The sequence below is a fragment of the Streptomyces sp. NPDC040405 genome (assembly GCF_055595765.1).
On the sequence record NZ_JBVIVI010000007.1, the window covers coordinates 384,132 to 396,908 of the forward strand.

General features: G+C 70.1%; 10 protein-coding genes and 2 tRNA genes. 8 read left to right on the plus strand and 4 right to left on the minus strand.

Annotation, left to right across the window (positions count from 1 at the left end):
• Positions 1-316 precede the first annotated feature (316 nt).
• The 6 genes from gyrB (at position 317) to ACZ59A_RS28590 (ending at position 7,834) form a co-directional block, all read left to right on the plus strand.
• Positions 317-2,347 carry a DNA topoisomerase (ATP-hydrolyzing) subunit B gene (gyrB, locus tag ACZ59A_RS28565; protein ID WP_470964062.1) on the plus strand — a complete coding sequence of 677 codons (2,031 nt, stop codon included), beginning with the start codon at positions 317-319 and terminating at the stop codon, positions 2,345-2,347.
• 44 nt (positions 2,348-2,391) lie between these two features.
• Positions 2,392-5,004, plus strand: coding sequence for a DNA gyrase subunit A (gene gyrA / locus ACZ59A_RS28570; RefSeq protein WP_470964065.1), 2,613 nt, complete (start codon positions 2,392-2,394; stop codon positions 5,002-5,004).
• 3 nt (positions 5,005-5,007) lie between these two features.
• Positions 5,008-5,829 carry a DUF3566 domain-containing protein gene (locus ACZ59A_RS28575; RefSeq protein ID WP_470964068.1) on the plus strand — a complete coding sequence of 274 codons (822 nt, stop codon included), beginning with the start codon at positions 5,008-5,010 and terminating at the stop codon, positions 5,827-5,829.
• Positions 5,830-5,900: 71 nt separating this feature from the next.
• Positions 5,901-5,974: transfer RNA gene (locus ACZ59A_RS28580), tRNA-Ile, on the plus strand.
• 179 nt (positions 5,975-6,153) lie between these two features.
• A complete protein-coding gene (locus ACZ59A_RS28585) occupies positions 6,154-6,288 on the plus strand; it encodes a DLW-39 family protein (RefSeq protein WP_003958712.1) in 135 nt (44 codons plus the stop codon).
• Between the two features lie 142 nt (positions 6,289-6,430).
• Positions 6,431-7,834 carry a hypothetical protein gene (locus tag ACZ59A_RS28590; protein ID WP_470964071.1) on the plus strand — a complete coding sequence of 468 codons (1,404 nt, stop codon included), beginning with the start codon at positions 6,431-6,433 and terminating at the stop codon, positions 7,832-7,834.
• Positions 7,835-7,913: 79 nt separating this feature from the next.
• Here ACZ59A_RS28590 and ACZ59A_RS28595 read toward each other — a convergent pair whose 3' ends face one another.
• Both ACZ59A_RS28595 and ACZ59A_RS28600 read right to left on the minus strand, forming a co-directional pair.
• Complete coding sequence (locus ACZ59A_RS28595) at positions 7,914-9,491, minus strand: serine/threonine-protein kinase (protein WP_470964073.1); 1,578 nt, start codon at positions 9,489-9,491, stop codon at positions 7,914-7,916.
• Positions 9,492-9,539: 48 nt separating this feature from the next.
• Entirely contained in the window at positions 9,540-10,085 is a 546-nt protein-coding gene (locus tag ACZ59A_RS28600; protein ID WP_358618980.1) for a DNA-binding protein, read from the minus strand.
• A gap of 118 nt (positions 10,086-10,203) precedes the next feature.
• Between ACZ59A_RS28600 and ACZ59A_RS28605 the strand changes: the two genes are divergently transcribed.
• Positions 10,204-10,276, plus strand: a tRNA-Ala gene (locus ACZ59A_RS28605).
• Between the two features lie 195 nt (positions 10,277-10,471).
• Here ACZ59A_RS28605 and ACZ59A_RS28610 read toward each other — a convergent pair.
• Together ACZ59A_RS28610 and ACZ59A_RS28615 are read right to left on the minus strand one after the other, a co-directional pair.
• Positions 10,472-10,798, minus strand: coding sequence for a winged helix-turn-helix domain-containing protein (locus ACZ59A_RS28610; protein ID WP_470964077.1), 327 nt, complete (start codon positions 10,796-10,798; stop codon positions 10,472-10,474).
• Complete coding sequence (locus ACZ59A_RS28615; RefSeq protein WP_470964080.1) at positions 10,785-11,306, minus strand: hypothetical protein; 522 nt, start codon at positions 11,304-11,306, stop codon at positions 10,785-10,787. Before ACZ59A_RS28615 ends, ACZ59A_RS28610 begins: the two co-directional genes overlap by 14 nt.
• 255 nt (positions 11,307-11,561) lie before the next feature.
• Here ACZ59A_RS28615 and ACZ59A_RS28620 point away from each other — a divergent pair, with 255 nt between their 5' ends.
• The gene (locus ACZ59A_RS28620; protein WP_470964083.1) at positions 11,562-12,707 is read left to right on the plus strand and encodes a response regulator; all 1,146 of its coding nucleotides are present in this window, start codon (positions 11,562-11,564) and stop codon (positions 12,705-12,707) included.
• Positions 12,708-12,777 lie beyond the last annotated feature (70 nt).

A 12,777-nucleotide genomic window follows, 5' to 3' on the forward strand; every position in this document is an offset into this window, starting at 1 on the left:
CCCGTACTCAGCGCCTCCCGGGGCCCGTATGGACGCCTGAGCAGAGGGTGACGGCTGAGACCCCGGTCACGGTAGCCGGTGGTTGACAGCTCGAAGCGCTGAGTGGCGGTGTGAGCCTCTTGGAGCCCGTCCCCGCATATGGGGAGTCGCTGGCGACCGGTTCAGGGCGGCACATGCGGACTCAGGCGCCAGCAAGCCCCCATTCTTGTCGGCGCTACCGGTAGACTGGGCGAGTACACCGTCGCCGCTGGCGCACCGAGCGCTTGCGGACACATGTTGAACGACGCAGCCGCTCCTGCCTGCCCGGAGACGGCATGTGCTGTGCCAGAAAGGGCGCTTCGTGGCCGATTCCGGCAACCCCATCGAAAACATCACGTCCATCCCCGGCGGCGAGGCCCTGGCTCCGCCGTCGTACGACGCCAGTGCGATCACTGTCCTGGAGGGGCTGGACGCGGTCCGCAAGCGACCCGGTATGTACATCGGTTCCACCGGTGAGCGCGGCCTGCACCACCTGGTCCAAGAGGTCGTCGACAACTCCGTCGACGAGGCCATGGCCGGTCACGCGGACACCATCGACGTCACGATCCTCCCCGACGGCGGGGTTCGCGTCATCGACAACGGCCGCGGTATCCCGGTCGGCATCATTCCGTCCGAGGGCAAGCCGGCGGTCGAGGTCGTGCTGACCGTGCTGCACGCGGGCGGCAAGTTCGGCGGCGGCGGCTACGCGGTCTCCGGTGGTCTGCACGGCGTCGGTGTGTCCGTCGTCAACGCGCTGTCCTCGAAGGTCTCGGTCGAGGTCAAGACGGACGGCTACCGCTGGACCCAGGACTACAAGACCGGCGTGCCGACCGCGCCCCTGGCCCGGAACGAGGCCACGGAGGAGACCGGTACGACGGTCACCTTCTGGGCCGACGGGGACATCTTCGAGACCACCGAGTACTCGTTCGAGACGCTGTCCCGGCGCTTCCAGGAGATGGCGTTCCTGAACAAGGGGCTGTCGATCTCGCTGAAGGACGAGCGCGAGGCCCATGTGGACGAGGAGGGCAAGCCGCTCTCCGTGAAGTACCACTACGAGGGCGGCATCGTCGACTTCGTCACGTACCTCAACTCCCGCAAGGGCGAGCTGGTCCACCCCACGGTGATCGGCTTCGAGGCCGAGGACAAGGAGCGGTTGCTCTCCCTCGAGATCGCGATGCAGTGGAACACCCAGTACTCCGAGGGCGTCTACAGCTTCGCGAACACCATCCACACCCATGAGGGCGGCACTCATGAGGAGGGCTTCCGGGCCGCGCTGACGTACCTGATCAACAAGTACGCGCGCGACAAGAAGCTGCTCCGCGAGAAGGACGACAACCTCACCGGTGAGGACATCCGCGAGGGCCTGACCGCGATCATCTCGGTCAAGCTGGGCGAGCCGCAGTTCGAGGGCCAGACGAAGACGAAGCTGGGCAACACCGAGGCGAAGACCTTCGTCCAGAAGATCGTCAACGAGCACCTGACCGACTGGCTGGACCGGAACCCCAACGAGGCGGCGGACATCATCCGCAAGGGGATCCAGGCGGCCACGGCCCGGGTGGCGGCCCGCAAGGCGCGCGACCTGACCCGCCGCAAGGGGCTGCTGGAGACCGCGTCGCTGCCGGGCAAGCTGAGCGACTGCCAGTCCAACGACCCGGCGAAGTGCGAGATCTTCATCGTCGAGGGTGACTCCGCCGGTGGCTCGGCCAAGTCCGGCCGCGACCCGCAGTACCAGGCGATCCTTCCGATCCGGGGCAAGATCCTCAATGTCGAGAAGGCACGGGTCGACAAGATCCTGCAGAACAACGAGGTCCAGGCGCTGATCTCGGCCTTCGGCACCGGTGTGCACGAGGACTTCGACATCGCCAAGCTCCGCTATCACAAGATCATTCTTATGGCGGACGCCGATGTCGACGGCCAGCACATCAACACCCTGCTGCTGACGTTCCTCTTCCGCTTCATGCGTCCGCTGGTCGAGGCCGGGCACGTCTTCCTCTCCCGCCCGCCGCTCTACAAGATCAAGTGGGGCCGGGACGACTTCGAGTACGCGTACTCGGACCGGGAGCGGGACGCCCTGATCCAGGCCGGCCGAGAGCAGGGCAAGCGCATCAAGGACGACTCGGTGCAGCGCTTCAAGGGTCTTGGCGAGATGAACGCCGAGGAGCTGCGCGTGACCACCATGGACCTCGACAGCCGGGTCCTCGGCCAGGTGACGCTGGACGACGCGGCGCAGGCCGACGACCTGTTCTCGGTCCTGATGGGCGAGGACGTCGAGGCGCGGCGCTCGTTCATCCAGCGCAACGCCAAGGATGTCCGCTTCCTCGACATCTGAGTCGGCCACCCGCAGCCGTAGACGACAGAAGGACTTGACCAGCAATGGCCGACGAGAACAACCCCACCACGCCCGACGAACTCGCCGACGGCGCCGCCATGCGCATCGAGGCGGTCGGCCTCGAGACCGAGATGCAGCGCTCGTATCTCGACTACGCGATGAGCGTCATCGTGAGCCGTGCGCTGCCCGACGTCCGGGACGGCCTCAAGCCGGTGCACCGGCGCGTGCTGTACGCGATGTACGACGGCGGATACCGCCCCGAGAAGGGGTTCTACAAATGCGCCCGCGTCGTCGGCGACGTGATGGGCACGTACCACCCGCACGGTGACTCGTCCATCTACGACGCCCTCGTGCGGCTGGCCCAGTCGTGGTCCATGCGCATGCCGCTGGTCGACTCCAACGGCAACTTCGGCTCCCCGGGCAACGACCCGGCGGCGGCCATGCGGTACACCGAGTGCAAGATGGCCCCGCTGGCCATGGAGATGCTCCGGGACATCGACGAGGAGACCGTCGACTTCCAGGACAACTACGACGGCCGTAACCAGGAGCCGACGGTTCTCCCGGCCCGCTTCCCGAACCTGCTGGTCAACGGCTCGGCGGGGATCGCGGTGGGCATGGCCACCAACATCCCGCCGCACAATCTGCGCGAGGTCGCCGAGGGGGCCCAGTGGTTCCTGGCGAACCCGGAGGCGACCTCGGAGGAGCTGCTCGACGCCCTGATCGACCGGATCAAGGGCCCGGACTTCCCGACCGGCGCGCTGGTCGTGGGCCGCAAGGGCATCGAGGAGGCGTACCGCACCGGCCGTGGCTCGATCACGATGCGCGCGGTCGTCGAGGTCGAGGAGATCCAGGGCCGCCAGTGCCTGGTGGTCACCGAGCTGCCGTACCAGGTCAACCCGGACAACCTGGCGCAGAAGATCGCCGACCTGGTGAAGGACGGCAGGGTCGGCGGCATCGCGGACGTCCGCGACGAGACCTCGTCGCGGACCGGCCAGCGCCTGGTCATCGTGCTCAAGCGGGACTCGGTCGCCAAGGTCGTCCTCAACAACCTCTACAAGCACACCGATCTGCAGACGAACTTCGGCGCCAACATGCTGGCGCTGGTCGACGGCGTGCCGCGGACCCTGTCGCTGGACGCGTTCATCCGCCACTGGGTCACCCACCAGGTCGAGGTCATCGTCCGGCGGACCCGCTTCCGGCTGCGCAAGGCCGAGGAGCGGGCGCACATCCTGCGCGGCCTGCTCAAGGCGCTGGACGCGATCGACGACGTCATCGCGCTGATCCGGCGCAGCGACACGGTCGACACCGCGCGCGGCGGCCTGATGGGGCTGCTGGAGATCGACGAGATCCAGGCGAACGCGATCCTGGAGATGCAGCTGCGGCGGCTGGCCGCCCTGGAGCGTCAGAAGATCATCCAGGAGCACGACGAGCTGCAGTCGAAGATCAACGAGTACAACGCGATCCTCGCCTCGCCCGAGCGGCAGCGGCAGATCATCAGCGAGGAGCTGACCGCGCTCGTCGAGAAGTTCGGCGACGACCGGCGCTCCAAGCTGGTCCCCTTCGACGGCGACATGTCCATCGAGGACCTGATCGCCGAGGAGGACATCGTCGTCACGATCACCCGCGGCGGCTATCTGAAGCGCACCAAGACCGAGGACTACCGCTCGCAGAAGCGCGGCGGCAAGGGCGTGCGCGGGACGAAGCTGAAGCAGGACGACATCGTCGACCACTTCTTCGTCTCGACCACCCACCACTGGCTGCTGTTCTTCACCAACAAGGGCCGGGTCTACCGGGCCAAGGCGTACGAACTCCCGGACGCGGGCCGGGAGGCGCGCGGCCAGCACGTCGCGAACCTGCTGGCGTTCCAGCCGGACGAGCAGATCGCCCGGATCCTGGCGATCCGCGACTATGAGGCGGTGCCGTATCTGGTGCTGGCCACCAAGTCGGGTCTGGTGAAGAAGACGCCACTGAAGGATTACGATTCGCCGCGCTCCGGCGGCGTGATCGCCATCAACCTCCGGGAGATGGACGACGGCCGCGAGGACGAACTGATCGGCGCCGAGCTGGTCTCCGCCGCGGACGATCTGCTGCTCATCAGCAAGAAGGCGCAGTCGATCCGGTTCACGGCGACCGACGATTCGCTGCGGCCGATGGGGCGCGCGACCTCGGGCGTGAAGGGCATGAGCTTCCGCGAGGACGACGAGCTGCTCTCGATGAATGTCGTCCGGCCCGGTACGTTCGTGTTCACCGCCACCGACGGTGGGTACGCGAAGCGTTCGAACGTCGACGAGTACCGCGTCCAGGGTCGCGGCGGCCTCGGAATCAAGGCCGCCAAGATCGTGGAGGACCGGGGTTCGCTGGTCGGGGCGCTGGTGGTCGAGGAGAGCGACGAGATCCTCGCCATCACGCTCGGCGGCGGTGTGATCCGTACACGGGTCAGCGAGGTCAGGGAGACGGGCCGTGACACCATGGGCGTCCAACTGATCAACCTGGGCAAGCGCGATGCCGTCGTCGGCATCGCCCGGAACGCCGAGGCCGGTCGTGAGGCTGAAGAGGTCGAGGACGTCATCGAGACCGCGATCGAGGCAGCCGAGGGGGCCGCGTCCGAGGTGGCCGGGGGCACGCCGTCCCCGGCCGATGAGACGACCGAGGAGTAAGTCGTGAGTGGAGCCACGGGCGGAGCGGGTGGCGGCACGGGATCCGAAGGGCGTCCGGGGTCGAAGACCCCGCCCTCCGGGGGCGGTGCGTCCGCTGCGAAGGACGCCCGTGGCCCTGCCGCCGACTCCCAGGGCGGAGCCGACTCCCACGGGGGCACGGTGACGGACACCCGGAAGCTGCGTCCCGTGCCCGCGTCGGATCCCCAGCCCGAGCCGCAGCCCGAGCGGCAGGCGTCGAGCCCGCTGCCCAGTGAGCGGGCCGCCCAGCCGCAGGCCGAGCGGCCGTACCACCCGCCGCAGGCCTACGCACCGCCGCCCGGCGGCGGTGCGGCCACGGCCGGGCGCGGGACCGCCGTACAGCCCGCCGTGCCCGGACAGCAGCCCCACGGGGCGGCGGCGCGCCGCCCGGGCACCGGCACCGGCGGCGGTGCGCCTGCCGCGCGCCCGGCGCCGCGTACGCGCAAGGCGCGGCTGCGGGTCGCGAAGCTCGACCCGTGGTCGGTCATGAAGGTCAGCTTTCTGCTCGCGATCGCGCTCGGGATCTGCACGGTGGTCGCGGCGTCGGTGCTGTGGATGGTCATGGACGCCATGGGCGTCTTCAGCGCGGTGGGCGGCACCCTCAGCGAGGCGACCGAGGGGCAGCAGGGCAGCGGCTTCGATCTGCAGTCGTTCCTGTCGCTTCCCCGCGTCATGACGTTCACCTCGGTGATCGCCGTGATCAACGTGGTGTTGGCGACGGCGCTGGCCACGCTGGGCGCGTTCATCTACAACCTGTCGGCGGGCTTCGTGGGCGGCGTGGAGCTGACGCTCGCCGAGGACGAGTAGCCGAGCGGGTACGGCCGCGGTTACCGATTTTGGGACTGGGCCGGTGGTGCGCTAATCTTTCGGTGCAGCGCGGGGCTATAGCTCAGACGGTTAGAGCGCTTCCCTGATAAGGAAGAGGCCACAGGTTCAAGTCCTGTTAGCCCCACCGGCATGATCAGCCTGGACGGAGATTCTCCGTCCAGGCTGATTCATTTGGGTGCCCGGGGAGTTGATGACCGGATACCGCCCGACCGAAGCCCGGCATAGGTCACCGAACGGTATCGGTCGGTGTGTATCATCGGGCGCCAGAGGTCCCCTACGTCAAGAAAGAGACGAGGTAGCGCGGTGAAGAAGCTTCTCCTGGTCGCACTGGCCGCCATCGGCGGGCTCCTCGTGTACCGCCAGATCCAGGCGGATCGCGCCGAGCAGGATCTGTGGACGGAGGCGACCGACTCCGTGCCCGCAGGTTCGGGTGTGTGACCCCCACAGTCCCATTACGAGGGCCCCGATCGCTGCAGCGGTCGGGGCCCTCGTCTTTACTCTCGCAAAGAAATCGCTTGCATAAGCAAATGTGACGTGCTGGTCGGCTGGTATGACGACCGGTACGACGAGGGGGGACGCGATGAAACACCGCAGCAGGGACAGGGCCGGTCTCACCGCGGTGGCGGCGCTGTGCGCCGTGGCGGCGATGGCGGCGCAGATCCCGGTCGCGGCCGCCGAAAGCCCCACGGGGGCCCGGGAGTACCGGGTCCGGGGCACCCCGGTGCAGGGCGCCGGGAGCGGCGCTGACGCCCCGTCCCTGAGATCCGGCCGGACGTACGCGGACAGCCTGGGGCCCGGCGAGAAGCGGTTCTACGGCGTCGACCTCGACGCGAAGTCCGCCGCCTACGTCTCGGCGGTCGCCGCGCCCCGGCCGGGCGCGGGTGTCGTCTCGTACCGCGACGGCGTCACGGTGACGCTGAAGAACCCCGCGGGCGGTGTCTGCGACACCGTCCCCCGGCGGATCGAGACGAAGGGGGTCGCCTATCCCCTCGCCGACTACGTCACCCGTCAGACCGGCTCGGGCTCGGTGGCGTCCTGCCGCACGGCGGGCCGGTATCTGGTCACCGTGGAGCGCCAGGCCGGTTCCGCGGACCCCGACAGCTGGCCGCTGGAGCTGCGGCTGATGGTGGAGCCGCCGGTGAAGGGCGGTTCCACGGGCCAGGCTCCGGAGGGCAGTTGGCACGCCGAGCCGCCCCAGCCGCCGTCCGGCGGCGCCAGGCCCCGGCAGGGCGGGCGGGGATTCTCCGACGCGCCGCTGGTGTCCACGGGGGTGTGGCAGGACGACTTCGAACCGGGGGAGACGCACTTCTACCGGGTGCCGGTCGACTGGGGGCAGCAGATATCCGCCGTCGCCGAACTCCCCGCCGACGGAGCGGACAAGAGCACCAGTCTGCTCAACCAGGCGATCGCCATGCGCGCCTACAACCCGGCGCGGGGGCTGGCGAAGCGGGGCACCGCCCTGGCCCAGGACGGCGAGCGGCCGCAGACCGAGGTCAGCACCGCCCCGGCCGCGTACGGGAACCGGTACGCGAAGGCCGACTACTCGGTGCGCGCCATGAGCCTCACCGGCGGGTACTACCTGGCGGTCACGCTCAGTCCCCCGAATGTGGAACCCCACTTGGACCGGACGGTTCCGGTGACGCTGCGGCTACGGGTCGCGGGCACGGCGCGCGGCGGCCCGGCCTACGACGGGAACGCGGTCAAGGCGGGCTTCGGGCTCACGGACGCCGAGAAGCAGGAGGCCCGTAAGGCGGCCTCGCCGCTCCAGCCCGACTCCATGGGCCGACCGGAGGGCGAGGATCGCGCCACGCTCCAGGCGGTGGCCTACACGGGCTTCGGGACGGGCTCGCTCCTGCTGATCGGGCTGGGCGTATGGATCCTGACAGCCCGGCGCCGCGCCGCGGCGGAGGGGCTGGGCGATGGGCCGGACATGGCGGATCCGACGACCGGACAGCACCGGTACGGGCCGCCGCCCGCCTGGTAGTCGCGCCCGCGGCTTCGGCCCGCGGGGTCGGGCCGCTGGTTCGGGCCGCTGGTTCGGGCCGCGGGTTCGGACCGCTGGTTCAGCCCGCGGCGACCAGCGCCCACGCCCCCACGGCGAAGCACAGCACCGCGACGATCAGGATCGAGACCACCGCCTTGCGGGACGGGCCCCGCCGTCGGGCGGCGGCAGCGGGAACCTGAGGCTGCCGAGCGGTGTATGCACTGGTGAGGGGGTAGTCACGCGGCGTCGGCAGGGGCGCGGCGGCGGGCGTGGGAGTGGGGGCGGGCGTATGAAGGTGCGCGGGCCGGGGCGATGGGCCCGGCTGTCCGGGCTGTGGGCCCTGTGGCTGGTGTGCGGGCGGCTGAGGCGCCTGCGGGAGCGGGGCCGCGGTCGACGGGGTCGGCGGCTGCTGCGGGGGCTGAGGGTGCGGTGTCGGCGGTTGCTGGGGCGCTGGGGTGTGTGGAGGTGGCGTCCGGGGAGCCGATATCTGCGGGGGCGGCGTGTGCGGCTGCGGGGGCTGGGGGTGCGGCGTCCCGGGATGCGCTGTTCCCGGGTGCGGCGTCCGCGGCTGCGGCGGCGGGAGGGTGAAGCTGCCGGTGTCCGACATCGACGGCCGGGCGGGCTGCCCGGTCGAAGGCTGCTGCCCGGTCGAAGGCGCCTGGGCAGCTGGTTCGGCGGATTGGCCGGGCTCGGCGGGTCCGGCGGCGGGCGGCGAGGGGTGCGGCACCGTTCCGCTGTCCGCGGGTGGGTCGGCCTTCGCATGACGGCGCCGCGGCCGGGCGGGACCGTTCGGTCCGAATCCGGTCGGCAGCGGCCCGAGATGGTCGAAGACCTCGATCGCCTCGTCGTCGAAATCGCCCTCGGGCAGCATCTCGACCGCCGATACGAGCGCCTTGCGCGCCCCCGTGGCGGAGCGGAACCGGTCCTCAGGGTCCGGCTGCAGCAGCCCGGCGATCACCTGCCACAGCGGCTCGGGCACGCCTTCGGGAGCGTGCGGCACGCCGTGCTCGCCGAACAGCTTCACGATCGCTTCCCCGTCGGGCTTGTGCCCACGGAGCAGATACAGCGTCACCAGGCCGACCGCGAACAGGTCGGCCGGGAAGTCCGGCTCCTCGCCCATCATCTGCTCGGGCGCGAAGTAGCCGGGGGTGCCCATCACATAGTTGGCCTCGGTGAGGCGGGGTTCGCCTTTGGTGAGCGCGATGCCGAAGTCACCCAGCCGGACATGGGGCCGCCCCGTTCCGGTGGACTCCAGCAGGATGTTCGCGGGCTTGATGTCCCGGTGGACCACGCCCTCCGCGTGGACGGCGGCCAGCCCGGCGAGCAACTGGTCCAGCAGGGTGCACACATAGCGGGATGGGAGGGGGCCGTAGTCGCCGATGAGGTGTGCGAACGAGCCGCCGGCCACCAGGTCCATGGTGAACAGCACCTTGTCGTCGTCCGCCGCCCAGCTCGCCGGTGCCAGTACATGGGGGTGGTCGATCCGCAGGGCCTGCTCCCGTACGAAGCGCAGCAGCGTATGCGCGTCGCGTTGCTGCAGCACCTTCGCCGCGACGTAACGGCGGCGGCGATGGTCCCAGACCCGCCACACGGCGCCCACGCCCCCGCGCCCGATCGGGTCCACCAGTTCGTACCGGCCCGCGAAGATCTCACCCATCGCGCCGTGCCCGCCCCGTCATCGACTCGTCAGCAGTCCATCAGCCCGTCAGCTCTGGTGCGCCTCGTAGTGCGCGACCGCCTCGGCGGTCCGCCCGGCGCCGTACACACGGAGGAACTCTGCCAGCTCGGGGTGGGTGGGGGCGAGGGAATCCGCCGCATCGATGATGTCCCCGGCGGCGGCCACGGACCGCAGCAGCGACTGGATTTCGCGGACCACGCGCCGCACGGTCGGGGCTCCTGTGCTGGCCGCGGTCTGGGTGGAGTTGAGGACCGACCCGCCGGCGGTCTTCTTGATCTCCTCCATGCGCTCCGCGGCCTCGGCGGCGCTCACCCGTCCGTCCGCCGCCTGACTGGAGAGTTCCTGGAGCGCCTGCACCCGCTGGACCACCGCCGGATTGCCGATCTTGGCGCGCTGGCCGCTCATGAGCTGGGACAGCATGGGCGCGGAGAGCCCGAGGATGGCCGCCAGGCGCGCCTGGTTGAGACCGAGGTCGTCGATGAGACGGCGAAAGAGCGCCCCCAGCGGTTCCCCGTACCAACTGCGCTGCAGCTCCCGTGCGCGCGCGGTGGCATCCTGCTGTGTTGCGTCCATCTCGCTCTCCCCTTCGCTTCGCTGCCGCGAATCTTGCGTGGCATCCTACGGAGAGCGATACCCGCGAGCGATACCCGGTCGGGAAAGGCCGCCGGTACCGGGTATCCTGATCGGCGAAGGGGCCTTAGCTCAGTTGGTAGAGCGCCGTCTTTGCATGGCGGATGTCAGGAGTTCGACTCTCCTAGGCTCCACTCTATGAGAGGTCTTCTGACCTGCAAAAATGCAGGTCAGAAGACCTCTTTTCGTGCGCCCGGATCCGCCCGCGGCGTCCCCGCGGGAGGCACATGAGCCGTCCGCGCGCGGGTGATTCGCGGATATGGCCGGATTTCTCGCGTGGACCGGGCGGTCGTCCTCGCCTGCCGGGCGGGACCGGTGTCCGGCGCCGCCTACGACTCCTGCTCCTCATGCCGCGCCGCGGCCAGCTGGGATTCCTCGACGATCCGGTGCAGCGCCGCCACATGCTGTTCGAGGGCGTCCCGTCCGGTGCGGCTGAGACTGATCCAGGTACGGGGGCGCTTGCCCACGTAGCCCTTCTTCACCTCGACGTAGCCGCGGGCTTCGAGCGTGGAGACCTGCTTGGAGAGGGCCGAGGCGGACATGCCCACCGTCTCGCGCACCCACCCGAACTCGGCCCAGTTGACGCCCGCCAGCAGCGACACGATCGACAGCCGCGTCGGGTCGAGCAGCGCGGCGTCGAAGTCAGCGGGATCCATGGGCGTTACCGTCCGCACCGGTGCCGTGGCCGCGCACGGCGAGGGAGTTCAGCGCCTGCTGCAGACCGCGGCCGAAGACGATCAGGGTGCCGCCGAGCACCGCGCCCAGGACCGTCCCCGCGTACGGGAACAGTCCGTCGGCCAGGAAGCGCGCGCCGATAAAGCCGATCAGCACCACGGCGACGATCGCCAGCCGGGCCGACACCACGAAACGCGAGGAGAGTTCGCGTTTGCGTACATGGGTGGGCCGGCCGAGCAGGGCGCCGCCTTGCGGAGTCCGCAGCATGACCGCGTACGCCACGACGAGCGCGGTGACCGCCCAGGAGATCCCGATGCGCACGCCCTCGCCGAAGAAGTCGGGTGCCGCCAGCTCGGCGAAGAGCGCCACGGCGAACACGACGCTGACCCAACGGGATTCCCGCTCCGAGGTGCGGGCCTGGTCACGGCGCTGCTCGACGTCCCGGAGCGCGCGGGCGGCCTCGGCGGCCGAGGTCGAACGGTCGGACATGGGGGTACCTCCTGGAGCTGGGACCTGCCGTACATGCTTCAACGGAACACGTTTCCCGTAAGGAAACTAGTTCCCTGAGCGGGAGCAGTCAACCGGGAGGACAGTCATGTCCTGAGCACAGTGCGAGCGAAGTGGTGTTGCCGCTCCTGGGATTGGCCCGCGCAACACCTCCCCGATGCCCCACTCTGTTTCACAAGTCGGGCAAGCTGCCCGGGAATCGTCTGATCGGCGTGAGTCGCCGCACAGGGGGACATAATGGGTGAGCTGCATCCGCTGGGGGAGAACCTGCCGGAGGAGTGCCGGGCGTTCGCCGTGGAGCTGAGGAAGCTCTTCGACGGGCTGGGGGTCTCGGTGCGCCGGTACGCCGCACGCAGGTTCCGGGACCCGAGCACGGTCTCGCGCTATCTGAGCGGTACGAGAGTCCCGTCGTGGGAGTTCGTGGTGGAACTGCTGGCGGATCTCGCGGCGTGCCGGGGCTCAGCGGCCACCCCGGCCGCCATCGAGGTGGTGCGGGACCTGCACCGGTCCGCGGTGCGCACGAGCGGATCCCCGGGGCACGCGCTGGAGATCCTGCAGACCCAGCTGGCCGACGCCGACCGGGAGGCGCGGAGCTCCAGCGTGAAGGAGGACGCGCTGGGCGAGGCGCTGCTCGACCGCCGGCACCGCATCGCCGACCTGGAGGTGCGGCTGAGCCAGACCGAGGCGGCCTGGGCCGCGGAGCGGGCGCGCGCCGACGCCCTGGAGATGACCTTCCCGGATCACCAGGAGCTGGTGAAGGAGCGCGACCTGCTGCGGCAGGAGGTGCACCGGCTCACCGAGGAACTGGAGGACGAGCGGCGGCGGGGACGGCTGGCGGAGGACCGCTGCCAGATGCTGGAGCGGCAGCTGGCGATGGTGGAGTCGCAGCGGACGGCGGCGGTTCCGCGCCAAGAGGAGGAGCCCGGCGTTCCCGCCCGGTCGTTCGTGCCCGGGCCGTGCGCCGGGCCGCGGCCCAAGATCCTGGTGGTCGACGACCAGCAGAACAACCTGCTGGCCATGGAGGCGGTGCTGGCCACCCTCGACCAGGAGCTGGTGACCGCGACCTCCGGGCAGGAGGCGCTGAAGGCGCTGCTGGACCACGACGACTTCGCGGTGATCCTGCTCGATGTGCAGATGCCCGAGATGGACGGCTACGAGACGGCAGCCCACATCAAGCGGCGCCCGCGCAACCGGGACGTGCCGATCATCTTTCTCACCGCGATGGGTGCCGATCCGGAGCACTCCTCGCGCGGTTACGCGGCGGGGGCGGTGGACTACATGGCCAAGCCGATCGACCCCTGGGCGCTGCGGGCCAAGGTCTCCGTCTTCACCGAGTTCTTCCTGGAGCGGCGCCGCTACAGCGAACGGGAAGCGAAGGAGTAGCCGCCGGGCAGGCGCCGGAGAACGGGCCGAGGGGCGGACAGACCCCGCGGTCCGCCGCCCCTCGGCCCGC